This is a genomic window from Rhizobium sp. NFR03, assembly GCF_900111275.1.
Lineage (GTDB): Bacteria > Pseudomonadota > Alphaproteobacteria > Rhizobiales > Rhizobiaceae > Ferranicluibacter.
On the sequence record NZ_FOGR01000003.1, the window covers coordinates 281590 to 304305 of the forward strand.

24 protein-coding genes are annotated in these 22716 nt (G+C 62.8%); 11 read left to right on the top strand and 13 right to left on the bottom strand.

Going from position 1 to position 22716, the window contains the following annotated elements; translation table 11 throughout:
- The first annotated feature begins 65 nt into the window (after window positions 1-65).
- Entirely contained in the window at window positions 66-3245 is a 3180-nt protein-coding gene (locus BSG19_RS11110) for a ribonuclease E/G (RefSeq protein ID WP_170865930.1), read from the top strand.
- A gap of 187 nt (window positions 3246-3432) precedes the next feature.
- Here the strand turns inward: BSG19_RS11110 and BSG19_RS11115 are convergent, their stop codons facing one another.
- Entirely contained in the window at window positions 3433-4593 is a 1161-nt protein-coding gene (locus BSG19_RS11115) for a pyridoxal phosphate-dependent aminotransferase (protein ID WP_092987817.1), read from the bottom strand.
- A 221-nt stretch (window positions 4594-4814) separates the two neighbouring features.
- Here BSG19_RS11115 and BSG19_RS11120 point away from each other — a divergent pair, with 221 nt between their 5' ends.
- From BSG19_RS11120 to aat, 5 genes are all read left to right on the top strand, one after another.
- Entirely contained in the window at window positions 4815-5567 is a 753-nt protein-coding gene (locus BSG19_RS11120; protein WP_092987819.1) for a DsbA family protein, read from the top strand.
- Window positions 5568-5697: 130 nt separating this feature from the next.
- Window positions 5698-6141 (top strand): type II 3-dehydroquinate dehydratase, encoded by a 444-nt coding sequence (gene aroQ / locus BSG19_RS11125; RefSeq protein WP_092987821.1) that lies wholly within the window; start codon window positions 5698-5700, stop codon window positions 6139-6141.
- Between the two features lie 18 nt (window positions 6142-6159).
- Entirely contained in the window at window positions 6160-6615 is a 456-nt protein-coding gene (gene accB / locus BSG19_RS11130; protein ID WP_092987823.1) for an acetyl-CoA carboxylase biotin carboxyl carrier protein, read from the top strand.
- 4 nt (window positions 6616-6619) lie between these two features.
- Window positions 6620-7969, top strand: coding sequence for an acetyl-CoA carboxylase biotin carboxylase subunit (accC, locus tag BSG19_RS11135; protein WP_092987825.1), 1350 nt, complete (start codon window positions 6620-6622; stop codon window positions 7967-7969).
- Window positions 7970-8088: 119 nt separating this feature from the next.
- Window positions 8089-8703 (top strand): leucyl/phenylalanyl-tRNA--protein transferase, encoded by a 615-nt coding sequence (aat, locus tag BSG19_RS11140; RefSeq protein WP_092987827.1) that lies wholly within the window; start codon window positions 8089-8091, stop codon window positions 8701-8703.
- Between the two features lie 69 nt (window positions 8704-8772).
- Here aat and BSG19_RS11145 read toward each other — a convergent pair whose 3' ends face one another.
- The 8 genes from BSG19_RS11145 to BSG19_RS11180 all read right to left on the bottom strand — a co-directional run bounded on the left by BSG19_RS11145 (window position 8773) and on the right by BSG19_RS11180 (window position 15390).
- A complete protein-coding gene (locus BSG19_RS11145; RefSeq protein ID WP_244529205.1) occupies window positions 8773-9231 on the bottom strand; it encodes a DUF2155 domain-containing protein in 459 nt (152 codons plus the stop codon).
- Window positions 9232-9500: 269 nt separating this feature from the next.
- Entirely contained in the window at window positions 9501-9896 is a 396-nt protein-coding gene (locus BSG19_RS11150) for an NADH:ubiquinone oxidoreductase subunit NDUFA12 (protein ID WP_092987829.1), read from the bottom strand.
- 135 nt (window positions 9897-10031) lie between these two features.
- Window positions 10032-10526, bottom strand: coding sequence for a GNAT family N-acetyltransferase (locus BSG19_RS11155; RefSeq protein ID WP_092987831.1), 495 nt, complete (start codon window positions 10524-10526; stop codon window positions 10032-10034).
- 1 nt (window position 10527) lies between these two features.
- Window positions 10528-12030, bottom strand: coding sequence for an Asp-tRNA(Asn)/Glu-tRNA(Gln) amidotransferase subunit GatB (gene gatB / locus BSG19_RS11160; protein ID WP_092987833.1), 1503 nt, complete (start codon window positions 12028-12030; stop codon window positions 10528-10530).
- 121 nt (window positions 12031-12151) lie between these two features.
- Window positions 12152-12652 (bottom strand): GNAT family N-acetyltransferase, encoded by a 501-nt coding sequence (locus BSG19_RS11165; protein WP_092987835.1) that lies wholly within the window; start codon window positions 12650-12652, stop codon window positions 12152-12154.
- Window positions 12653-12748: 96 nt separating this feature from the next.
- Complete coding sequence (gene gatA, locus BSG19_RS11170; protein WP_092987837.1) at window positions 12749-14230, bottom strand: Asp-tRNA(Asn)/Glu-tRNA(Gln) amidotransferase subunit GatA; 1482 nt, start codon at window positions 14228-14230, stop codon at window positions 12749-12751.
- Window positions 14231-14298: 68 nt separating this feature from the next.
- On the bottom strand, window positions 14299-14586 hold the full coding sequence (gene gatC / locus BSG19_RS11175; RefSeq protein ID WP_092987839.1) for an Asp-tRNA(Asn)/Glu-tRNA(Gln) amidotransferase subunit GatC: 288 nt from the start codon (window positions 14584-14586) through the stop codon (window positions 14299-14301).
- A gap of 99 nt (window positions 14587-14685) precedes the next feature.
- Window positions 14686-15390, bottom strand: coding sequence for a metal-dependent hydrolase (locus tag BSG19_RS11180; protein ID WP_092987841.1), 705 nt, complete (start codon window positions 15388-15390; stop codon window positions 14686-14688).
- Window positions 15391-15521: 131 nt separating this feature from the next.
- Here BSG19_RS11180 and ruvX point away from each other — a divergent pair, with 131 nt between their 5' ends.
- Window positions 15522-16013 carry a Holliday junction resolvase RuvX gene (ruvX, locus tag BSG19_RS11185; protein WP_092987843.1) on the top strand — a complete coding sequence of 164 codons (492 nt, stop codon included), beginning with the start codon at window positions 15522-15524 and terminating at the stop codon, window positions 16011-16013.
- Here the strand turns inward: ruvX and BSG19_RS11190 are convergent.
- The 3 genes from BSG19_RS11190 to BSG19_RS11195 all read right to left on the bottom strand — a co-directional run bounded on the left by BSG19_RS11190 (window position 15953) and on the right by BSG19_RS11195 (window position 18239).
- Window positions 15953-16288 (bottom strand): DUF6105 family protein, encoded by a 336-nt coding sequence (locus BSG19_RS11190; protein WP_092987845.1) that lies wholly within the window; start codon window positions 16286-16288, stop codon window positions 15953-15955. The two genes, ruvX and BSG19_RS11190, sit on opposite strands and share 61 nt — an antisense overlap.
- A complete protein-coding gene (locus BSG19_RS26030) occupies window positions 16285-16455 on the bottom strand; it encodes a hypothetical protein (protein WP_170865931.1) in 171 nt (56 codons plus the stop codon). The genes BSG19_RS11190 and BSG19_RS26030 overlap by 4 nt, the downstream gene beginning before the upstream one ends.
- A gap of 134 nt (window positions 16456-16589) precedes the next feature.
- On the bottom strand, window positions 16590-18239 hold the full coding sequence (locus tag BSG19_RS11195; RefSeq protein WP_092987847.1) for an acyl-CoA dehydrogenase family protein: 1650 nt from the start codon (window positions 18237-18239) through the stop codon (window positions 16590-16592).
- A 210-nt stretch (window positions 18240-18449) separates the two neighbouring features.
- Between BSG19_RS11195 and BSG19_RS11200 the strand changes: the two genes are divergently transcribed.
- The 4 genes from BSG19_RS11200 to dprA are packed head-to-tail and all read left to right on the top strand — an operon-like array spanning window position 18450 to window position 22509.
- Window positions 18450-19409 carry an aspartate carbamoyltransferase catalytic subunit gene (locus BSG19_RS11200; protein ID WP_092987849.1) on the top strand — a complete coding sequence of 320 codons (960 nt, stop codon included), beginning with the start codon at window positions 18450-18452 and terminating at the stop codon, window positions 19407-19409.
- A complete protein-coding gene (locus BSG19_RS11205; protein ID WP_092987851.1) occupies window positions 19406-20692 on the top strand; it encodes a dihydroorotase in 1287 nt (428 codons plus the stop codon). The genes BSG19_RS11200 and BSG19_RS11205 overlap by 4 nt, the downstream gene beginning before the upstream one ends.
- 23 nt (window positions 20693-20715) lie before the next feature.
- Window positions 20716-21330 (top strand): glycerol-3-phosphate 1-O-acyltransferase PlsY, encoded by a 615-nt coding sequence (plsY, locus tag BSG19_RS11210; RefSeq protein WP_092987852.1) that lies wholly within the window; start codon window positions 20716-20718, stop codon window positions 21328-21330.
- A 6-nt stretch (window positions 21331-21336) separates the two neighbouring features.
- Entirely contained in the window at window positions 21337-22509 is a 1173-nt protein-coding gene (dprA, locus tag BSG19_RS11215) for a DNA-processing protein DprA (RefSeq protein WP_092987854.1), read from the top strand.
- Here the strand turns inward: dprA and BSG19_RS11220 are convergent.
- The gene (locus BSG19_RS11220; RefSeq protein ID WP_092987856.1) at window positions 22438-22695 is read right to left on the bottom strand and encodes a hypothetical protein; all 258 of its coding nucleotides are present in this window, start codon (window positions 22693-22695) and stop codon (window positions 22438-22440) included. The two genes, dprA and BSG19_RS11220, sit on opposite strands and share 72 nt — an antisense overlap.
- Window positions 22696-22716: the final 21 nt, after the last annotated feature.

Below are 22716 nucleotides of genomic sequence, written 5' to 3' on the forward strand. Positions count from 1 at the left end.
GGGGAACCGCCTCCGGGACGTCCTTTTCCTGCCCTGTCACGCTCACGCCGAGGAGCACAACCTACATGGCAGAGAAAATGCTTATCGACGCGTCTCACGCTGAGGAGACGCGGGTCGTTGTCGTACGTGGCAACCGCATAGAAGAATTCGACTTCGAGTCGGAACACAAGAAACAGATCCGCGGAAACATCTACCTGGCGAAGGTAACGCGCGTCGAACCCTCGCTTCAGGCCGCGTTCGTCGATTACGGCGGCAATCGCCACGGCTTTCTGGCCTTCGCCGAAATTCACCCCGATTATTACCAGATCCCGCTGGCCGACCGTCAGGCGCTGCTGCGCGCAGAGGCCGAAGAAGCCCGTCGCGATGACGATATCGAGCATGTCGAGACTGGCACGGACCTCGACTCCGACGACGACGCATCCGAAGGCGAGGTTGCGGATGACGCAGAAGAGGCGTTGCCTTCTGCCGAACTGGATGCCGCACCTTCCGACGTAGAGACGCCTGCAGACGTTGATGTTGCAGAGACGGCTGCTGCCGACTTCGTCGTGTCCGACGTCGCTGATGGCGCTGCCGCCGATGCCGTCGAAGGCGTTGTGCCGAGCGAAGGTCCCGTGGAAACGATCGCTGCCGAACCGGCTGCCGTGGAAGAGGCTCCCAAGGCGAAGCCGAAGCGCGCACGCCGCTCCAAGAAGGCGATTGCTGCGGAGGCCGCCGAGGCGGAAGCTGCTGCCGGAGACGTTTCGGGCGCTGATGGCGTTGATGACGACAGCGCAAACGCGGACGAAACCGACGAAGGCCGCGGCCCGAACGGCGAGATGGCCGCAATGGTCGATGCCGACACGATTTCCGAAGCGCCGAGCCGCCGCCGTGGCCATGACGACGACGATGACGACGGTCATCACGAGGAAAAGGAAGTCATCGAATCGGTTGGCGCCGAAGACGCGATGGAAGAAGTGCCGGACCGGAAGGAACGCCGTCCCCGCAAGCAGTATCGCATCCAGGAAGTCATCAAGCGCCGTCAGATCCTGCTCGTGCAGGTGGCTAAGGAAGAACGCGGCAACAAGGGCGCGGCGCTCACGACCTATCTCTCGCTGGCCGGCCGCTATTCGGTGCTGATGCCGAACACGGCGCGTGGCGGCGGGATTTCCCGCAAGATCACCAACCTGCCGGACCGCAAGCGCCTGAAGGAAATCGCCCGCGCGCTCGACGTTCCCCAGGGCATGGGCGTCATCCTGCGCACGGCCGGCGCAAACCGCACCAAGGTCGAGGTCAAGCGCGACTTCGAATATCTGATGCGCCTCTGGGAAAACGTGCGCACGCTGACGCTGGCCTCAACGGCGCCTTGCCTCGTCTATGAAGAGGGCTCGCTGATCAAGCGGTCGATCCGCGATCTTTACAACAAGGATATCAGCGAGATCGTCGTTTCCGGCGAAGAAGGCTATCGCGAAGCGAAGGCCTTCATGAAGATGCTGATGCCGAGCCACGCCAAGGTGGTTCAGCCTTATCGCGACGTGCATCCGATCTTCTCGCGCTCCGGTATCGAAGCACAGCTCGACCGCATGCTGCAGCCGCAGGTGACGTTGAAGTCCGGTGGCTACATCATCATCAACCAGACGGAAGCGCTGGTCGCCATCGACGTCAACTCGGGCCGGTCGACCCGTGAGCATTCGATCGAGGACACGGCGCTCCAGACGAACCTGGAAGCCGCCGAAGAGGTTGCCCGCCAGCTTCGCCTGCGCGACCTTGCCGGTCTCGTCGTCGTCGACTTCATCGACATGGAAGAAAAGCGCAACAATCGCGCCGTCGAGAAGCGTCTGAAGGACCATCTGAAGAACGATCGCGCTCGCATTCAGGTCGGCCGCATCTCGCATTTCGGCCTTCTGGAAATGTCGCGCCAGCGCATTCGCGCTTCGGTGCTCGAGTCGACCACGCAGGTCTGCCCGCATTGCGCCGGCACGGGTCATGTGCGGTCGCAGTCGTCGATCGCTCTGCATGTCCTGCGTGGCGTCGAGGAATATCTCCTCAAGAACACGACGCATGACATCACCGTGCGCGCCACGCCGGAGATCGCGCTCTACCTGCTCAACTACAAACGCTCCACGATCACCGATTACGAAGCCCGATTCGGCGTCGCCATCGTCGTGGAAGCGGACGCGCATGTCGGCGCACTGCACTTTGCGATCGATCGCGGCGAAGCCGTGGAGAACCCGGTCAAGATCGAGCAGCTCCTTCAGTTCGAAGCCCCGGTCGAGGACGAGGATGACGATATCGTCATCGAGGACGAGATCGAGGACGACGAGGAACTGCTGGTCGAGGCGAAGCCCGAAAAGGCAGAGCGTCCCGAGCGCGCAGAGCGCGACAATGGTGACGACCAGAATGGTCGCAAGCGCAAGCGTCGTCGTCGTCGCCGTGGCGGCCGTGATGGCGATGCCGAGGCATCCGCCGACGTAGCCGGCTCCGATATCGCTTCGGATGAAGACGCTGACGAGGGTGATGACGAGGACGAAGCAGATGATGCCGTCTCCGCGGATCAGACAGACGGCGTCAGCAGCGAAGACCGGCAGAAGCGCAAGCGCCGCCGTCGCGGCAAGCGCGGTGGTCGCCGCAACAAGGATGGCGAGATCGAAGCCGGTTCTGATGAGGCATCGACCGCGGATGCCGGTGATGCTGGCGCCAGCACCGACGCCCTCTCGCTTGCCGATGTCGTCGATGACGCCGGGGACTCGGAAGAGGATGCCGTAGAGGATCAGGCGATTGCTGCGGAAGCAGACGGGCTGGCCGACGACGCTGTTGCCGAAACCGACGATCGTGGTGAAGCGCCGGTTGCGCGCAAGCGGAGCCGTCGCCGTCGTTCGCCGCAGGATCTGGTAACGGATGTCGCTGCCCAGCCGGTGGCAGACGCTGACGAGGGTTCGACGGACGAAGCGGCTCAGGCTGCTGTCGAAGCCACTCCGGACGCTGTTGCCAGGGAAACGGCTCCCTCCTCCGAGGAAGCCCGCACAGAAGAGGCGTCCGCCTCTCTCGGCGAAAGCGACGAGGCTCATGTGGCCGTCGAGACGGCAGACGAAAGCCCTGCCGACGCGCCGTCCGAAACTTCGGATGACAAGCCGGCACGCAACAATCGCAATATCGAGACGATTGCCAGCGAACCGCTGGTTCGTTCCTCGGCGGCATCCAGCGATGAGGCGACCGAAGAACCGAAGCCCAAGAAGGGCGGCTGGTGGCAGAAGCGCGGCTTCCTTTAGGCCGCTGATATCTGAATGAACAAAAAGGCCAGCCGGATCGCTCCGGCTGGCCTTTTTCGTTGGTGAACAGGAAGATCTGGCATCCTCCTCAACAGAGAATTATGGCAAGGCCCCGCTGTGAACCTCAGATTTCGATTCAACAAGCTGCCGATCTGATTCGGCCACATCCTTCAAGCCACTGCTTCCGCTATGTTTTCAGCCAGCCTGCCATTCGTTCGACGGCTGTCTCGATGTCATCAGGCGCGCCTGCATAGGAGAATCGCAAGGCGCGGTGGCCCTCGACCGGATCGAAATCCCGGCCTGGCGTTGCCGCCACGTTGATCTCTGCAAGCATACGGTGGGCAAAGGCCATGCTGTCATTGGTGAAGCGGCTGGCATCGACATAGGCGTAAAAAGCGCCATCCATCGGCGAGGCGATGGTGAAGCCGAGTTCCGGCAGGCGCTTGAGAAGAAGCGCGCGGTTGACGGCATAGCTTTTCTTATAGACCTCAAGTTCGGCCGATGCCCCCAGCGCAGCTTCCGCCGCGATCTGCGAGAGTTCTGGCGGCGAGATATAGAGGCTCTGCGCGATCCGCTCGAAGCCGCGGACCTTGTCTTCCGGCAGCACCATCCAGCCGATCCGCCATCCGGTCATGCAATAATATTTCGAGAAGGAATTGATGACCACAGCGGCGTCGGTCACGGCCAGCGCCGTGGTTTCCTCTCCGACGAACGTCAGTCCATGATAGATCTCGTCCGATATGAAGGCGATGTCCCTGTCGGCACAGTGATCGGCGAGCGCCTGAAGTTGGGCCCGCCCCGTCACCGTTCCCGTCGGGTTCGCCGGGCTGGCCAGCAGCACGCCGCGGATCGGTCCGCCCTCGCGCGTCTCGGCATCTGCAAGCCCCTCGGGCGTCAGCGTGAAACCGTTCGATGCGTCCGCATCGACCTCGACGACCTTGAGCCCCAGCGCTGCAAGGATGTTCCGATAAGCAGGATAGCCCGGCCGCGCGATCGCGACCCGGTCGCCCGGATCGAACAGTGCCAGAAAGGCGAGGTTGAAACCCGCCGATGACCCCGTCGTGACGGCAATGCGCCTGGGATCGACGGAGATGCCGTAATGCCTCTGGTAATGATCCGATATCGCCTTGCGGAGCGAAAGCGTGCCCAGTGCATCCGTGTAACCGAGCCGTCCGTGTTCCAGTGCGCTGCGGGCGGCATCGAGCGCAGCCTTCGGCGCGGGATGGCTCGGCTGCCCCACGGCCATGGAGATGACCGGAAAGCCGGCATCCCGACGCCGCGTCGCTTCCGCCAGCACGTCCATCGCATGGAAGGGTTCCACGGCACTGCGGTGGGAGAGCGTGGTCATGTCGGCATCCTCGTTTCGCAAGGTGGATCGGAAGATCGATGATATCGATGACCCGCGGGTCGCCATGGATTGCCCCAAGCCGCCGGGCTTCACAAGACCCGACGGTGACAAGACCACTGCTCGCGACGTTTTGTTTTCCCCATGCCTTTGCATGTGCTATCGCACCGAGATCGTACGCCGGCGTTTCTCCGCGTCGGCAGCGCCATCTCAGCGAGGACCGCATGACCTTCCCCGTACGCAGACTGTTCGCCGCATCGCTCCTGCTCCTCTCCACCACCCCGGCTCTGGCGCTGGATGATAGTCAGAAAGCCGAATTCGGCGCCTTCATCCGCGAATATCTGATCGCCAATCCGGAGGTCATGCTGGAGGTTCAGGAAGCGCTGAAGGCAAAGCAGGCTGCGACGCAGCAGCAGGTTGCCGAATCGGCGATCAGCGCCAACAAGGAAACGATCTTCAACTCGAAATACGATGTGTCGCTCGGCAATCCCAAGGGCGACGTGACTGTGGTCGAGTTCTACGACTACAACTGCGGCTACTGCAAACGCGCCCTGCCGGACATGGAGGCGATCATCGAAGCCGACAAGAACGTCCGCTTCGTGCTGAAAGAGCTCCCGATCCTCGGACAGGAATCGCTGGACGCGCATCGCGTCAGTTCGGCATTCCGGAAGCTCGCGCCTGAAAAATACGGCGACTTCCACCGTGCGCTTCTTGGCGGCGAAGACCGGGCGACAGAAGAGACCGCGATGGCCGTTGCGACCCGTCTGGGCGTGAAGGAAGCGGATATCCGCGCCAAAATGGTCGATCCGAGCCATGACGACGAGGTTCGGGAATCCTACACGCTCGCCAACGCGCTCGGCGTCACCGGCACGCCGTCCTACATCATCGGCAACGAGGCCGTCTTCGGTGCGGTGGGTGCCGACGAACTGGCTTTCAAGATCGCCAACATGCGTACCTGCGGCAAGACAGCCTGCTGACCCCCGAGCCGACATGCCTTGTGGACAAGGCCTTGGCGAACGGCTCGCAACAATGCGACGGGCGCAAAAGGCTTTTTTTAAACGGTCCAACCGTCTATAGCTGTCGGCACGACGAGAGGATGCTCACCAAATGCCAACGATTTTCGTCCTGAACGGCCCGAACCTCAACATGCTGGGCAAGCGCGAGCCGGGCATCTATGGCGGCCAGACCCTCGCCGACATCGAGGCGATGTGCGTCGCCGAGGGCGAAAAGCTCGGCCTGACCATCGATTTCCGCCAGACCAATCATGAAGGCGTACTGGTCGATTGGTTTCACGAGGCCAGCGAGAGTGCTGTCGGCATTGCAGTGAACGCCGGCGCCTACACCCATACATCGGTTGCCTTGCACGACGCCACACGCGCCATCGGCATCCCGGTCGTCGAACTTCATCTCTCGAATGTTCACGCGCGCGAGGAATTTCGCCACAAATCCATGCTTGCCCCAGCAGCGAAAGGCGTGATTTGCGGCTTTGGAGCGCAGAGTTACATTCTTGCGCTCAATGCACTAAATACCCTCCTTCAAACATCGAAATAAAAAGAACAAGAGGCTCTCATGGCTGACAAGAAGACCGGCATCGATCAGGCACTGATCCGCGATCTCGCCAATATCCTGAACGAGACCGACCTGACCGAGATCGAGATCGAGCAGGAAGACCTGCGCATCCGCGTCTCGCGCGCCGGCACGCCGCAATATGTCTCCGCACCGGTTCCGGTCGCCGCTCCCGTGGCTGTCGCGGCCGCTGCTGCCGCATCGGATGCCGCAGCCCGGAATTCGAAGAATGCACTGACGGCTCCGATGGTCGGCACGGCGTATCTCTCGCCTGCTCCCGGCTCGCGTCCGTTCGTCGAGGTTGGCGCCACGGTGAAGGAAGGCCAGACGATCCTCATCATCGAAGCCATGAAGACGATGAACCAGATACCGGCGCCACGTGCCGGCAAGGTCGTCGAGATCCTCGTGGAAGATGGCGCACCGGTCGAGTACGGCGAAGCGCTCGTGGTCATCGAGTAAGCCCATGCCCCTCATCTCCAAGGTTCTCATCGCCAATCGCGGCGAAATCGCGCTTCGGGTCCTGCGGGCCTGCAAGGAACTCGGCATCGCAACCGTTGCCGTGCACTCCACGGCCGACGCCGACGCCATGCATGTGCGCCTGGCGGATGAAAGCGTCTGTATCGGCCCGCCGCCGTCGCGCGACAGCTACCTGAACATCCATCAGATCGTCGCGGCCTGCGAGATCACAGGCGCCGATGCCGTACACCCCGGCTACGGCTTCCTGTCGGAGAATGCGAAGTTCGCGGATATCCTCGATGCGCATGGCATCACCTTCATCGGCCCAACCGCCGACCACATCCGCATCATGGGCGACAAGATCACGGCCAAGGAAACCGCCAAGGCGCTCGGTATTCCGGTCGTACCCGGTTCGACCGGTGAAGTTCGTCCCGAAAACGCCCTTGAGATCGCCCGCGAGATCGGCTTCCCTGTGCTGATCAAGGCGACAGCCGGCGGCGGTGGTCGCGGCATGAAGGTCGCGCGCAACGAGGACGAAGTCGAGGAAGCCGTTTCAACGGCCCGCTCCGAAGCCGCAGCCGCCTTCGGCAACGATGCCGTCTATATGGAAAAATACCTCGGCAAGCCGCGCCACATCGAAATTCAGGTCGTCGGCGATGGCGAGGGCAATGCCATCCATCTCGGCGAACGCGATTGCTCGTTGCAGCGGCGTCACCAGAAGGTGTGGGAAGAAGCCAACTCACCGGCGCTCAATGTCGAGCAGCGCATGAAGATCGGCGAGATCTGCGCCGATGCCATGCGCAAGCTGAAATATCGCGGTGCCGGCACGGTGGAGTTTCTCTACGAGAACGGCGAGTTCTATTTCATCGAGATGAACACGCGCCTTCAGGTGGAGCATCCGATCACCGAAGCCATTACCGGCATCGACCTCGTCCACGAGCAGATCCGCGTCGCCTCCGGCGCTGGCCTGTCCGTCACACAGGACGAAATCGTCTTCCAGGGCCACGCCATCGAGTGCCGGATCAATGCCGAGGACCCACGGACCTTCGTGCCCTCGCCCGGCACGATCACACACTTCCACGCACCTGGCGGTCTCGGCGTGCGCGTCGATTCCGGCGCCTATCAGGGCTACCGGATCCCGCCTTACTACGACAGCCTGATCGGCAAGCTGATCGTGCATGGACGCACCCGCGTCGAATGCATGATGCGCCTCCGCCGTGTTCTCGACGAGTTCGTCATCGACGGGATCAAGACAACGCTGCCGCTGTTTCAGGACCTGATCAATAATCAGGACATCGCAAACGGCGACTATGACATCCACTGGCTGGAAAACTACCTCGCCCAGCCTGCGGAGTAATGCTACGGCGGAGCGCTACCTGACCCTTTTGGTCGTGGCGCTCCTGCCTTTCAAACGCGCTGCCCGATACCTCAGCCTCGGCAGGTTGCGGATTTCGAGCCGGCAAACAGAGGCACAGCATGAGAGGCAGCCGCCGCAAGCAACCGGATATAACGCCTGAGCTGCTGCTACGCGCCTATTCCATCGGCCTCTTTCCCATGGCCGATTCGGCTGACGATCCTGAAATCTTCTGGGTCGAGCCCGAGATCCGCGGTGTCATCCCCCTCGACGACTTCCATGTCCCCCGCAGTCTGGCCAAGACTATCCGGCGTTCGCCCTTCTCCATTCGGCGCAATACCGCCTTCGAGGCCGTCATGGATGGCTGTGCGGCTCCCGCACCCGATCGGCCGACCACGTGGATCAACAGCACGATACGCGGGCTCTACACCGCCCTCCACATGATGGGTCATGCCCACTCCGTTGAGGCATGGGACGGAGACGAACTCGTCGGTGGGCTCTACGGTGTCTCGCTGGGGGCCGCCTTCTTCGGCGAGAGCATGTTCTCCCGCCGGACAGATGCCTCCAAGATGTGCCTCGTCCACCTTGTCGAACACCTTCGTGACCGCGGCTTCATCCTGCTGGACACACAGTTCACCACGGACCATCTGAAGACGTTCGGCGCAATCGACTTACCCAAGGCGGAATATGCCGGTATGCTTGCCGACGCTATCGCGCGGCCGCACGCGCGGTTCTGAGCCATTCTGGAATATCTCTGGTGATGTGCTGGTTGTTCGCCGGGAGGAAGAACGGTAGCTGAGCTGCCGTTACTGGCTGTTTGACGCGCTATCCGGCGGCGGAAGATCGGACTTGGCCTTGCAGCTCTGAAGCCACACATCATAGACCGGGTGCTCGACGGCATTGAGACCCGGGCTGTCGGCAAACATCCAGCCGGTGAAAATGCGCCGGATCTTGCGGTCGAGCGTGATTTCCTCGACTTCCACGAATGACGTCGTCTTCTGAGCTTCCGTGTCGTCGCGGCTGTAGCAGACGCGCGGGGTGACCTGAAGCGCACCGAACTGGACGGTTTCGCCGATATAGACGTCGAAGGTGGTGATGCGGCCGGTAATTTTGTCGATGCCCGAGAAGACGGCGACAGGATTGGCGAGACGCGCGGCCAGTGTTGGCGGCGCTGTCATAGCAAAAGCGGAGGCTGCCGCGATCAGAGATAGAACGGCGCGATAGGCGGACTTGCGGCAGATCGCGACTTTGCGGTTCATCGACATGTTCCGGATCATCCTGTTCACTGCTATTTCCAGTCCATGCCTATGTCGGCGTCCGGAAACATCCGATTATGTCAGCAGACAACAACTCGACGGTGAAAACCGTGTCATCACCAAAGATCGGAAGCCGCATCCGTTCGAATGGAGCTGATGTGTCTGACAACATCGTAGCGCCCGGAGAGATTGCTGAGACTCGATCTCACGGCTTGACGTATATGCCAATCATGGCCGCGAGATGATCTTTCCCTGGATCTGCCAGAAACGCACAAGCGTTACGAGCGGGGCGTCCAGGCGTCGTAGTCGCCGGTAACGCGCGGACGTTCGCCCGGCTTGGCGAGCGAGCCCGGTGGGCGATAAGCCTCGGCAGTTCCGGTCATGTTCACGCGATGCGGCTTCTGCCACTCGCGGGCGGCGTAGGTCTCGTCGGCCGGGGACACGTCCGTGCGGTGATGCATCCAGCCGTGCCAGCCCGGCGGAATCGCCGTCGCCTCTGCATAGCCGTTATACATGACCCAGCGGCGGGTTCTGCCCTCGGAGTCCTTGCCGCCTTCATAGTAGGTGTTGCCGAGCTCGTCCTGCCCGACCTTCTTGCCGAAGCGCCAGGTGTGGAACCGCGTCCCGATCGTCGAGCCGTTCCACCAGGTGAAAATCTGTAGAAAAGTCTTCATCGAACCGTCCTTGGACCGGCGCACGAAAGCTGCGCGCGGATGCCTTATGATTGCTTCTGCTTATGGCCTGCCGGACCGTTCTTGTCCAGCCTGCAGCAAGTGGCGCAACGTGTTTGCACCGGCTTCGAAAGGCTCTCAACCCGCGGCGTCGAGAACCTTCTCCATCTCAACCGTCGGCATGCCCCAGGCTTCCGAGCCCGGACCGATCTCGGTGAACCCATGTGCTGCATAGAAGGAAATAGCCGGCGCGTTGTCGCTGACGACCTCGACGCGCATATGCCCGGCATAGGGAAAGCAGGTCTCGAGTTCGGCGAAGAGATCGCGGGCGATCCCCTGCCGCTGAAAAGCGGGAAGCACGTAGAGCTGGTGGAGGATGGCCGTCTCGTGAAGGGTCTCCGACATCGACGCATAGGCCATGCCGCCGATGCGCTTGCCGTCGTCGGCCACGACGAACTCGCTATTCTTGCGCTGCAAATTCGCTTTCAGTGCCGCTACCGAATGCCACTTGCCCGTCATCTCCGCAACCTTATCCGCGCCATAGGTGACATCGTACGTCGCGTGCGCGGTCTCGCCCAGAAGGGCGCTGATCGCGGCGAGATCCTGTTCGGTCGCGGTGCGGACGAAGAACATATTACTCCTCGAGCCCGAGCTTTGCCTTCACCAGCGCCTGCACGGCCTGCGGGTTGGCCTTGCCGCCCGTGGACTTCATGACCTGCCCGACGAACCAGCCGGCTAGCGAAGGCTTGGCCTGAACCTTGGCAACCTGATCCGGGTTGGCGGCGATGATCTCGTCCACGGCCTTCTCGATGGCGCCGGTGTCCGTCACCTGCTTCATGCCACGGGCCTCGACGATTTCGGCCGGGTCACCACCCTCGTTGAAGACGATCTCGAACAACTCCTTGGCGAGTTTGCCGGAAATGACCTCGGACTTGATGAGGTCGAGAATGCCACCGAGCTGATACGGGGAAACCGGAGTCTCTTCAATGCCTTTACCGGCTTTGTTCAAGGCGCCCAGCAGGTCGTTGATGACCCAGTTCGCGGCCGCCTTGCCGTCGCGGCCGGCTGCCACCGCCTCGAAATAATCGGCAATCGCCTTCTCCGACACCAGCACGGAGGCGTCATAGATGGACAGGCCGAGATCGCGCACGAAGCGCTCCTTCTTGTCATCAGGCAGTTCCGGCAGATCGACCTTCAGAGCTTCGACGAAAGCTTCGTCGAATTCGAGCGGCAGGAGATCCGGATCGGGGAAGTAGCGGTAATCATGCGCATCTTCCTTGGAGCGCATCGAGCGTGTCTCGCCCTTGTGCGGATCGAACAGGCGCGTTTCCTGATCGATCTTGCCACCATCCTCAAGGATCGCGATCTGGCGACGGGCCTCGTATTCGATGGCCTGCCCGATGAAGCGGATCGAGTTGACGTTCTTGATCTCGCAACGCGTGCCGAAGTCTTCGCCGGGGCGGCGCACGGAGACGTTGACGTCGGCGCGCATCGAGCCTTCATCCATGTTGCCGTCGCAGGTGCCGAGATAGCGCACGATGGAGCGAAGCTTCGTCATATAGGCCTTCGCCTCGTCGGACGAGCGCATGTCGGGCTTGGATACGATCTCCATCAGCGCGACGCCCGAGCGGTTCAGGTCAACATAGGACATCGTCGGGTGCTGGTCGTGCATCGACTTGCCGGCGTCCTGCTCCAGGTGCAGGCGCTCGATGCCAATTTCGATATCCTCGAAATTGCCTTGCCGATCGGGGCCGAGCGAGATGACGATCTGGCCTTCGCCAACGATCGGGTCCTTGAACTGCGAGATCTGGTAGCCCTGCGGCAGGTCGGGATAGAAGTAGTTCTTCCGGTCGAAGATCGAGCGATGGTTGATCTGCGCCTTCAGGCCAAGGCCCGTGCGAACAGCCTGGCGAACGCATTCCTCGTTGATCACGGGCAGCATGCCCGGCATGGCCGCATCGACCAGCGAAACGTTGGCGTTGGCTGCGTTGCCGAACGTCGTGGACGCCCCGGAGAAGAGCTTCGAATTGCTCGTGACCTGCGCGTGCACCTCCATGCCGACGATCACTTCCCAGTCGCCGGTGGCGCCGGGAATGAAGCGTTTCGGATCGGGCGTGCGAACGTCGACAAGGGTCATGGAAAAGCTCTTCCTGCAGGCTTCTTTTGGGTAGGTTCGGGTTAGAACAAATGCTGGAGGGGTGCAAGACGCGCGAGAATATCCAGCACCTGTTTCCGCCGGGGTCCGGCAATCGAACGTGTCATAGGTTCACCGCGCCCTCGCCCTTCGAGAGCGTTAGGGAAAGGCCGATCTGCTCCACATCGCGATCCAGCCGGGCAAGGTAGGCGGTCGAAAACCATGCAACGTGAAAACCGTGATGGCGAAAGAAGGCGATTGCCGGTTCGTTGCCGGCATGTGTTCGTGCCGTCATTTCCGTCAGTCCCGTCCCCTCGATATCGCTGCGCAGAGCATCGATCAGCGCGCTGCCCAGTCCCTGCCGCTGGTGATCCGGCATGATCCAGAGGTCGCTGATCTCGACATCCCCGTTTTCGCGAGCGGCCCAGCCGACGCTTGCGCCGCCGGCCTCCACCACGAGGATACGAGGCCAGCCTTCGCGCAGGAAGGAGCCGAAGGAGTATTCGGCGGTCGTCCGCATCTTGGTCACATCGGCAAAGCCGACCACCGCCTGCTCCCAGGCGGCAAGGCCGATCTTCACCAGACGAGGCACTTCATCCTCGCGCGCACCGCGTACCAGCACCATAGCGCGTGAAAACTCCCAAGCGGCAGCAGCTGCCCGACAGCGGTCATTCTGCGGGCGTCAAACGGCTTTGTCCACCGGCGCTTAAGGTCGCTCGGCCTACCACCACTTGGCAGGCGTGAAGCGACCCGCCGCCTGCTCGATGACGTGGGCGGTCTTGAACAGCGTTTCCTCTTCGAACGGCTTGCCGATGAGTTGGAGGCCGAGCGGCAGACCCTTGGCATCAAGACCGGCAGGCACGGCGATGCCCGGCAGGCCAGCCATGTTCACCGTTACGGTGAAGATGTCGTTGAGGTACATCTTCACCGGATCGGCCGCGAGTTCCTGATCGGCAATGCCGAAGGCAGACGAGGGCGTGGCAGGCGTCAGGATGGCATCGACGCCGGCGTGGAAGGCGGTCTCGAAGTCGCGCTTGATCAACGTGCGGACCTTCTGGGCGCGCAGGTAATAGGCGTCGTAGTAGCCGGCCGACAGCACATAGGTGCCGATCATGATACGGCGCTTGACCTCCTGGCCGAAGCCTGCCGCGCGCGTCTGCTCGTACATGTCGGCGATGTCCTTGCCATCGACACGCAGGCCGTAGCGGACGCCGTCGTAGCGCGCGAGGTTGGAGGACGCTTCCGCCGGCGCCACGATATAGTAGGCCGGCAAAGCATATTTCGTATGCGGCAGGGAGATGTCGACGATCTCGGCACCGGCGTCCTTCAGCCAGGCAATGCCCTGCCGCCAGAGCGCCTCGATTTCCTCCGGCATGCCTTCGACACGGTATTCGGCTGGTATACCGATCTTCATGCCCTTCAGAGACTGTCCGATGGCCTTTTCGTAATCCGGCACCGGCAGATCGACGGAGGTCGTATCCTTGGCGTCCACACTTGCCATCGACTTCAAAAGGATGGCGGCGTCGCGGACATCGCGCGCGATCGGCCCCGCCTGGTCGAGCGAGGAGGCAAAGGCCACGATGCCCCAGCGCGAGCAACGACCATAGGTGGGCTTGATGCCGACCGTGCCGGTAAAAGCTGCCGGCTGACGGATGGATCCGCCCGTGTCGGTGGCCGTGGCGCCGGCGCAGAGAAAGGCCGCAACGGCTGCGGCCGAGCCGCCCGACGAGCCGCCGGGCACACGGTCTGCATTCGAGCCGGTGGCGCGCCAGGGGTTCTTCACCGGGCCATAGTACGAGCTCTCGTTGGAAGAGCCCATGGCGAACTCGTCCATGTTCAGCTTGCCGAGCATCACGGCGCCGTCGTTCCACAGGTTCTGGGTCACGGTCGATTCGTAGCGCGGGGCGAACCCATCGAGGATGTGGCTGCAGGCCTGCGTATGGATGCCCTCGGTGCCGAAGAGGTCCTTGATCCCCAGAGGAATACCTTCAAGCGCGCCGGCCTTGCCGGCTGCAAGCCGCTCGTCGGAAGCCTTCGCCATCTCACGCGCCTTTTCCGGCGTCACGGTGACGTAGGCGTTCAGGGCGCCGTTGGCAGCATCGATGGCGGAGAGATAGGCATCGGTCAGTTCGACGGCCGTGATGTCGCGGGCGGTCAGCCGGTCGCGGGCTTCGGCAATGGTGAGGTGGGTGAGTTCGGTCATGACGGACGGGACTTTCGAAAAACGGCAGACGGGCGAAACGGTCTTCGGTGCGCGAGCAGGTTGGTCGTCTATTCGACGACCTTCGGCACGAGGAAGAAGTTCCGGTCGGAATTCGGTGCATTGGCGACGATATCGTCGGCCTTGTTGCCATCCGTCACGATGTCCTCGCGCTTCTTCATGGCCATCGGCGTGACGGAGGTCATCGGCTCGACGCCGGAGACATCGACTTCGCCGAGCTGTTCGACGAAGCCGAGGATCGCGTTCAACTCGCCGGTCATGCGGTTGGCGTCGTCTTCGCTGACGGCGATGCGGGCGAGATGCGCGACGCGCTTGACGGTGGCGAGATCGACGGACATGGCGGACTCCGGGCCTGACGGGAAATGATCCCCCGCTATACTGACCGCGACGGGAGCGCGCAACGGGGGATTACCTTCAAGACGCCGTTCGCGTCCGGATCAGAGCGTCACGACACCACCGACAGCGGGCACTTCGACCTTGGTGCTGGCCGGTTCCATAGCGGCGACAAAGAGGTCCGGCGTCTGGTCCACGATCGGGAAAGAGCCGTAGTGACAGGGTAGCACGGTGCCGAATCTGAAGTAGCGCTGGCAGGCGAGCGCGGCCACGGCACCGCCCATCGTGAACCGGTCGCCGATCGGTACGAGGCCGATATCGGGCTGGTGGAGCTCCTGAATCAACGCCATATCCGAGAAGATGTCGGTGTCGCCCATGTGGTAGAGCGTCGGTGCGTCATCGAAATGCAGCACGAGGCCATTGGCACTGCCGAGCGAGTGCGAAACGCCATCCTCGGTGATCTGCGCGGAGGAATGCAGAGCGTTGACGAAGGTCGAGGAAAAGCCATTGAGGTGGATCGTGCCGCCGGTATTGCCCATTTCGAGCGCTGACACGCCACGTGAACCGAGCCAGGCGGCGAGATCGGCATTTGCGACGACGGTCGCGCCGGTTTCCTTGGCAAGCGCGATGGTATCGCCAACATGGTCGCCATGCCCGTGCGTGAGCAGGATATAGTCAAGACCTGCGGCCGCATCCTTGCGGGTCGATTCGTCGAAGGACGGATTGCCCGAGAAAAACGGATCGATCAGGATTTTGGCTTTTGTCGTCTCGATATGGAAAGCGGAATGGCCGAGCCATTTGATCTTCATGACATATCTCCTGTCATCTGTAGCGGGCGAGCCCCGAACGCCAGCGGTAAAAGCTCGCTGGTGAAATCCGTGCCCGCGGAGCATATGGAACATCGACAGGCAAAGACAAAGGCCGCCGGAGAGGATTCAGCATGAGCGTGATGACCATCGAGGAGCTTGCGGAGGCGCTGCTGCCGCGTCAGGCGATTGCCGGGCTCGATCTGGGCACCAAGACGATCGGCCTCTCCGTGTCCGATCTCGGCCGGGGGCTGGCGACGCCGCGAACGGTGATCAAGCGAACGAAGTTCACGCTCGATGCGGTCGCGCTGCTGGCATTCGCCGATAAGGAAAAGATTGCCGCCTTTATCATCGGTCTTCCCGTCAACATGGACGGTTCGCTCGGTCCGAGGGCGCAGGCAACACGCGCTTTCGTGCGCAACATGGAGCAGAAGACCGCCCTGCCCTTCGTCTACTGGGACGAGCGCCTGTCGACGGTGGCTGCCGAGCGCACGCTGATCGAGATGGACGTGTCGCGCGCCAAGCGGGCGGAGCGGATCGATTCGGCCGCCGCGTCCTTCATTCTTCAGGGTGCGCTGGACAGGCTTGCGTCGCTCGCACGCGCGGCAGCGTCCCCGGACGATTGATCGCGCCTGCGACGATACCAGGCGACGATCGCCTTGCGCTTGCGCAGCGCCAGAAGGCCGAAGACGATAAAGCTGTCCAGGATCATCGCGCGCGCCACGAGCGGCGGAATCGTCTCCGGGTCGATGCCGAGCACGTTGCCGTACATCTGGAATACGAGGTCGTTCGCCTCCCGCGAGAGCATGAAGATGCCGAAGCTGATGTCGTTATAGGACAGCATGTACCAGCTCGTCAGGAACAGGACCGGCCCGCCCCAGAGGATCAGAAGCCACTTCATGTCCGGTCTCCTCTGATGATCGATGCGCCACGGGCTCCCCAGGCGCCGATCGATGCCACAGCGCCGGTGGCGAGGACACAGGCGAGAAGAACGAATGCCGGCACGGCCACGTCCAGCGCGACAACCGCGAAGATCGACATGGGAATGAACGTCAGGGCTGCGCGCATGATGCAGGCTCCGTGCGGTTGCGATCCACCACACATGGAACGTTAACCTTGAGGAGGCAACGTCAACCTTTTGTTAAGGTTAACGGGCGGGATCTGCGTGCGCTGGACGGCGATCCATTCATTCAGATCGGCGATCAGCTGGAAGCGGGATAGAGAAGATCGACGATCATCGCGCTGTCGAATCGCGAATCGAGCATCCCGTAGGTGGAGCGCCAACCGGCTGCGAGCCGCGACTCCATGAACGCGTCCGCGATACGACCGGCACCGAGGCGGTAGAGTTCGGCGGCAGCAGCTGCGAGCGCAAGCTGCTCGACCAGCAGGCGAGCCGCCCCCTCGTCGCGCTCGCAGAGCGAAATGGCGGCGCGCAGCACATCGATGGTCTTTCGCGCGGCGGGTCCGAGATCTCGGCCGATGATCTCGAACAACGCCTCGAACAGCTCGCGGCCGCGCTTCAGCACGCGCAGCACGTCGAGCGCCATCACATTGCCGGACCCTTCCCAGATGGCATTGACCGGCGCCTCGCGGTAATGCCGGGCAATCGGTCGTTCTTCGACATAGCCATTGCCGCCGAGGCACTCCATCGCTTCGGCGATGAGCGTCGGCGCGGTTTTGCAGACCCAGTATTTGACCACCGGCGTCATGATACGGGCATAGGCCGCCTCTTCCGCGCTGTCACGTGCGCGGTCGAAGGCATCGGCAAGCCGGAAGGAAAGCGCGCTTGCGGCCGCCACATCCAGCGCCATATCGGCCAGCACGCGGGTCATCATCGGCTGCGCAACCAGCGGACGGCCAAGGACGGAGCGTCCACGGGTGTAATGTACGGCTTCGGCGAGGCTGGCGCGCATCATGCCCGCCGAGGAAAGGGCGCAATCGAGCCGCGTCAGCGTGACCATGTCAAGGATTGTGGTGATGCCCGCATCCGGCGCGCCGAGAATAAAGCCGAAGGTTTCCGAGAACTCGACCTCTGAGGAGGCATTCGAGCGGTTGCCGAGCTTGTCCTTCAGCCTCTGGAACCGCAATCCGTTTGCAGAACCGTCCTCCAGCAGGCGGGGTACGAGGAAGCAGGCCAGCCCCTCCCGCGTCTGGGCCAGCATGACGAAGGCATCGCTCATCGGCGCGGACATGAACCACTTATGGCCGGAAAGCCGGTAGATGCCCTCGCCCACCCGCTCGGCCGTGGAGACATTCGCGCGAACGTCCGTGCCGCCCTGTTTCTCTGTCATGCCCATGCCGATGGTGACGGCAGACTTCTGCATGAAAGGCCTGTTCGAAGCGTCGTACTTTCGCGACAGGATTTTCGGCGCCCATTCCTTCTGCACCATAGGGGTCGCGGCCATTGCGGCCAGAGAGGCGCTGGTCATCGTCAGCGGGCAGAGGTGGCCGCTTTCCAGCTGTGAGGTCAGGTAGAAACGGATAGCGCGGCTTTTGTGGTTGTGGCCGCGCTCGTCGGGCGCATCTTCCCAAACGGAGGAATGCAGACCCGCCGTCATGGAACGGCGCATCAGCGCATGCCAGGCGGGATGAAAATCCACCACGTCGAGCCGTTCGCCGCGCGGCCCGTGCGTGCGCAGCTGCGGCACGCCCTGGTTGGCCATGCGCGCGAGATCCTGCGCTTCCGGCGAGGTTACATAACGGCCGAGCCCGTCGAAATCGTCGCGCAACACCTTCGGCAGCCCGCTCGCGACGTCTGTCAGCAGGGGATCGGAACGATAGGCGTTGATGCCCGACCAGGGTTTCGGCTGGTTGAGGTCGTCAGGTGTCTGGTCAGGTCGAGTCACGGTCATGATCCGGTTCTAGCCGAAGTCCGGAACGTTAGGAACAGCACCGGATGCGCCCTCCCGCAAAATCGAATGTTGCCGTGATATTCGCCTTCGCGGCGCCGATGCGTGGGTGCCCGGAGCTGTTGTCCTCACCTGTTCTCACGCGCTGCCTTGCCGCTCACCCGCACAGGCTCTATAGAGCGCGGCAACGCGACCATCTGAGGCGGGCTTCCCATGGATTTCTTTCCGCATCGCCATCTTCTCGGCATCAAGGGCCTGAACGAGCGCGATATCACCGGACTTCTCGATCTTGCCGACGAGGCGGTCAAAATTTCCCGTCAGCGCGAGAAGAAAACCTCGACGCTGCGGGGTCTCACCCAGATCAACCTCTTCTTCGAAGCCTCCACCCGGACGCAATCCTCCTTCGAGCTTGCGGGAAAGCGGCTCGGGGCCGACGTCATGAACATGTCCGTCGGCAATTCCTCGGTGAAAAAGGGCGAGACGCTCATCGATACCGCGATGACGCTGAACGCCATGCACCCCGACGTTCTTGTCGTGCGCCACTCTTCGGCCGGTGCCGCCGCCCTGCTGGCGCAGAAGGTTTCCTGCTCTGTCATCAATGCCGGCGACGGCCAGCATGAGCACCCGACGCAGGCGCTGCTCGATGCGCTGACCATCCGGCGGGCCAAAGGCAAGCTGTCGCGCATCATCGTGGCCATTTGCGGCGATGTGCTGCATTCGCGTGTCGCCCGCTCCAACATCCTTCTTCTCAACCAGATGGGCGCACGCGTGCGCGTGGTCGCGCCGGCGACCCTCCTGCCGTCGGGCATCGCCGACATGGGCGCAGAGGTCTATCACTCGATGGAGGAGGGCCTGAAGGACGCGGATGTCGTGATGATGCTGCGCCTGCAACGCGAGCGCATGGCCGGCGCCTTCGTGCCCTCGGTGCGCGAATATTTCCGCTATTACGGTCTCGACGCTGAAAAGCTGAAAGCCGCCAAGGAGGATGCGCTCGTCATGCATCCCGGCCCCATGAACCGCGGCGTCGAGATCGCCTCCGAGATCGCCGACGGACCGCAGAGCGTTATCGAGCAGCAGGTCGAGATGGGCGTTGCCGTTCGCATGGCCGTCATGCAAGCACTGCTCGTTTCGCAACATCAGGGCGGCCTCAACAATCAGGGTTCCCGCGCATGACCGATCTTATCCTCACCAACCTGCGCATCCTCGATCCGTCGCGCAACCTCGACGAAACCGGGGCTATCCTTATTCGCGACGGCGTGATTCTGGCCGCAGGCAGCGATGCGGCCAACCAAGGGATACCGGAAGGCGCAACCGTTCAGGATTGCCGGGGTCTCATCGCGGTCCCCGGCCTCGTGGATGCCCGCGTTTTCGTCGGCGAACCCGGTGCCGAGCACCGCGAGACGATCGCGTCCGCGGCGCAGGCGGCCGCCGTCGGCGGCATCACGTCCTTCATCGCCATGCCGGATACCGATCCTGTCATCGACGACATCGCGCTGGTCGAGTTCGTCATGAAAACGGCACGCGACAAGGCGGCCGTCAATGTCTATCCCGCTGCCGCGCTGACCAAGGGTCTGCACGGAACCGAGATGACCGAGTTCGGCCTTCTCAGCGAAGCCGGCGCCGTCTGCTTCACCAATGGCCGCGAAGCCCTGCACGATACGCTCGTGCTCCGCCGCGCGATGACCTATGCCCGCGAGTTCGGCATGGTGATCGCGCTCGAATCGCGCGACAAATATCTCGGCGCCGGTGGCGTCATGAACGAAGGTCTGCTTGCCAGCTGGCTGGGCTTGTCCGGTGTGCCGCGAGAGGCGGAAATCATTCCGCTGGAACGCGACCTGCGCGTCGCAGGCCTGACCCGCGCCGCCTACCACGCCGCGAAGATTTCGCTGCCGGAATCGGTCGATGCCATCGCGCTCGCCAAGGCCCGCGGTGTCAACGTGACTTCGGGGATCTCGATCAATCATCTGTCCCTGAACGAAAACGATATCGGGGAGTACCGCACCTTCTTCAAGCTGACGCCGCCGCTGCGCGGTGAGGACGACCGCAAGACCATGGTCCAGGCGCTGGCGGACGGGCGGATCGACATCATCGTTTCCTCGCATGATCCGCAGGATGTCGATACCAAGCGCCTGCCCTTTGCGGACGCCGCCGACGGTGCGATCGGCCTCGAGACGATGCTCGCCGCCGCACTGCGGCTTCACCATAGCGGCGAAGTCCCGTTGATGCGCCTGATCGACGCGCTCTCCACGCGCCCGGCGCAGATCTTCGGGCTCGATGCGGGCACGCTGAAGCCCGGCGCGAAAGCGGATATCACGCTGATCGATCTCGATGAGCCATGGATCGTCTCCAAGGAGGCCATCGTCTCGCGCTCGAAAAATACGCCGTTCGAAAATGCCCGCTTTACGGGCCGCGCGGTTCGCACCTATGTTGCGGGAAAGTGCGTGTACAGCCTGTAGGAGGCTGACGCGAGGGGACATTCATGGACGTTTTCATGTGGCCGCTGCCGGCTCTGCCGACGCTCGGCTTCCTTCTTTTCGGCTACCTGCTCGGCTCGATTCCGTTCGGCCTTCTCCTGACGCGAGCGGCGGGGCTCGGGGATGTGCGCAAGATCGGTTCGGGCAATATCGGCGCCACCAACGTGCTGCGAACCGGCAACAAGAAGCTCGCGGCCGCGACCCTGCTGCTGGACGCGCTGAAGGGAACGCTGGCGGCAGCCGTCGGCTATCACTTTCTTGGCCCGGAGGCGGGCATCGCCGCAGGATTCGGCGCCTTCCTCGGGCATCTCTTTCCGGTCTGGCTCGGCTTCAAGGGTGGCAAGGGAATCGCGACCTATATCGGCGTGCTCCTCGGCCTTGCACCGCTCGTCGTCCTCGTCTTCGCCGCCTGCTGGCTGATCGTTGCCAAGGTAACGCGCTATTCCTCGCTGTCGGCGCTGATCGCCACGGTCGTGGTGCCCGTCGTGCTCTTGGTCGCCGGCTATGGGCGCATCGGCCTTCTTTTCGTGGTCCTGAGCGTCATCACCTGGATCAAACACCGCGCCAATATCGAGCGGCTGATCGCGGGAACGGAAAGCCGGATCGGCCAGAAAGGATAATCTTCGATGAGCGACAGCGCGAAGGGCCAGACAAGCAAGGGCATCGCGCTGACGGATCGTCAAAGATTGGCGTGGCTGCGCCTTATCCGCTCCGACAATGTCGGTCCCGTCACCTTCCGCGATCTTATCAACCATGTCGGATCGGCCGAGACAGCGCTGGAGATGCTGCCGGAACTCTCGCGCCGTGGTGGCTCCTCGCGCGCCATCCGCATCGCCACGGTGGCGGAAGCCGAGCGGGAACTGACGATGGCCGCCCGCTGCGGCGCGCGATTCGTCGGCATCGGCGAACCCGACTATCCCGCAGCGCTTCGCCAGATCGACGGCGCACCGCCGCTTCTCGCCGTCAAGGGTCGCGCGTCCACCGGCACAGTGCCGGCGCTTGGCATCGTCGGCGCCCGCAATGCCTCCATCAGCGGCGCCAAGTTCGCGGCCATGATCGCGCGTGATGTCGGGCGGGCGGGCTATACGATCATCTCCGGGCTCGCGCGCGGCATCGACACGGCAGCGCACCGCGCAAGTCTCGACACCGGCACCATTGCCGTTCTGGCCGGCGGCATCGACAAGCCCTATCCGCCCGAAAACGTACCTTTGCTCGACGAGATCACCCAAGGCGCGGGCCTTGCCATCACGGAGATGCCGTTCGGATGGGAGCCACGCGCCCGCGACTTCCCCCGCCGCAACCGGCTGATTGCCGGCGTCGCACTCGGGCTCGCCGTCGTGGAGGCCGCAGGTCGATCGGGATCGCTGATCACGGCACGCTACGCCGCAGATTTCGGGCGTCTGGTCTTTGCGGTGCCGGGATCGCCGCTCGATCCGCGGTGTCACGGCACGAATGGCCTGCTGAAAGACGGCGCCGTCGTGACGACGGAAGCGCGGGACATTCTGGAGGCGCTGGCGCCCCTCAGCCGCATCGATCTTTTCGACCAGCCTCAGGCGCGCGAGGCGGAGCGCGAGATGGAAAGCGGAACGGAGGGACGGTCCATGGCTGCGCTACCGGGCGACAGGGAGCGCGAGGCAATCATCGATGCGCTCGGGCCGACGCCGGTCGAGACCGACGACATCATCCGCCATACGGGCCTTGCCGCCTCTGCGGTCTATCTCGTGCTGCTAGAGCTTGATCTTGCCGGGCGGCTTCATCGCCACCCCGGTGGCCTCGTTTCCCTTGATCCCCTTGGCTGACAAAGCACGCCGACCGGAAAGGAGATCGCCCGTCTCCACATAAGCCATCTCCAGGAGATAGCAGAGCATATCCGCTCCCTTCTCGTCGGCGACGCCGCGCAACTCTCCGAGCATCTGACGAATATAGGCAAGACTTTCGTCGGCGGGCTTCGCGGGGACAGAAGCGTCATTATATACGGGCACCATGAATACGTCCTGTTGGGCTTG

Coding starts and splice junctions, on each gene's coding strand:
- BSG19_RS11190 (WP_092987845.1), bottom strand. CDS start 16,288: ATGAAGTGGCTTCTGATCCTCTGGGGCGGGCCGGTCCTGTTCCTGACG.
- BSG19_RS11150 (WP_092987829.1), bottom strand. CDS start 9,896: ATGAAGACTTTTCTACAGATTTTCACCTGGTGGAACGGCTCGACGATC.
- BSG19_RS11120 (WP_092987819.1), top strand. CDS start 4,815: ATGACCTTCCCCGTACGCAGACTGTTCGCCGCATCGCTCCTGCTCCTC.
- BSG19_RS11200 (WP_092987849.1), top strand. CDS start 18,450: ATGGATTTCTTTCCGCATCGCCATCTTCTCGGCATCAAGGGCCTGAAC.
- BSG19_RS11195 (WP_092987847.1), bottom strand. CDS start 18,239: ATGACCGTGACTCGACCTGACCAGACACCTGACGACCTCAACCAGCCG.
- plsY (WP_092987852.1), top strand. CDS start 20,716: ATGGACGTTTTCATGTGGCCGCTGCCGGCTCTGCCGACGCTCGGCTTC.
- accC (WP_092987825.1), top strand. CDS start 6,620: ATGCCCCTCATCTCCAAGGTTCTCATCGCCAATCGCGGCGAAATCGCG.
- BSG19_RS11155 (WP_092987831.1), bottom strand. CDS start 10,526: ATGTTCTTCGTCCGCACCGCGACCGAACAGGATCTCGCCGCGATCAGC.
- BSG19_RS11110 (WP_170865930.1), top strand. CDS start 66: ATGGCAGAGAAAATGCTTATCGACGCGTCTCACGCTGAGGAGACGCGG.
- BSG19_RS26030 (WP_170865931.1), bottom strand. CDS start 16,455: ATGCGCGCAGCCCTGACGTTCATTCCCATGTCGATCTTCGCGGTTGTC.
- gatA (WP_092987837.1), bottom strand. CDS start 14,230: ATGACCGAACTCACCCACCTCACCATTGCCGAAGCCCGCGACCGGCTG.
- gatB (WP_092987833.1), bottom strand. CDS start 12,030: ATGACCCTTGTCGACGTTCGCACGCCCGATCCGAAACGCTTCATTCCC.
- accB (WP_092987823.1), top strand. CDS start 6,160: ATGGCTGACAAGAAGACCGGCATCGATCAGGCACTGATCCGCGATCTC.
- BSG19_RS11115 (WP_092987817.1), bottom strand. CDS start 4,593: ATGACCACGCTCTCCCACCGCAGTGCCGTGGAACCCTTCCATGCGATG.
- gatC (WP_092987839.1), bottom strand. CDS start 14,586: ATGTCCGTCGATCTCGCCACCGTCAAGCGCGTCGCGCATCTCGCCCGC.
- BSG19_RS11220 (WP_092987856.1), bottom strand. CDS start 22,695: ATGGTGCCCGTATATAATGACGCTTCTGTCCCCGCGAAGCCCGCCGAC.
- BSG19_RS11145 (WP_244529205.1), bottom strand. CDS start 9,231: ATGTCGATGAACCGCAAAGTCGCGATCTGCCGCAAGTCCGCCTATCGC.
- aat (WP_092987827.1), top strand. CDS start 8,089: ATGAGAGGCAGCCGCCGCAAGCAACCGGATATAACGCCTGAGCTGCTG.
- BSG19_RS11165 (WP_092987835.1), bottom strand. CDS start 12,652: ATGGTGCTGGTACGCGGTGCGCGCGAGGATGAAGTGCCTCGTCTGGTG.
- BSG19_RS11180 (WP_092987841.1), bottom strand. CDS start 15,390: ATGAAGATCAAATGGCTCGGCCATTCCGCTTTCCATATCGAGACGACA.
- ruvX (WP_092987843.1), top strand. CDS start 15,522: ATGAGCGTGATGACCATCGAGGAGCTTGCGGAGGCGCTGCTGCCGCGT.
- BSG19_RS11205 (WP_092987851.1), top strand. CDS start 19,406: ATGACCGATCTTATCCTCACCAACCTGCGCATCCTCGATCCGTCGCGC.
- dprA (WP_092987854.1), top strand. CDS start 21,337: ATGAGCGACAGCGCGAAGGGCCAGACAAGCAAGGGCATCGCGCTGACG.
- aroQ (WP_092987821.1), top strand. CDS start 5,698: ATGCCAACGATTTTCGTCCTGAACGGCCCGAACCTCAACATGCTGGGC.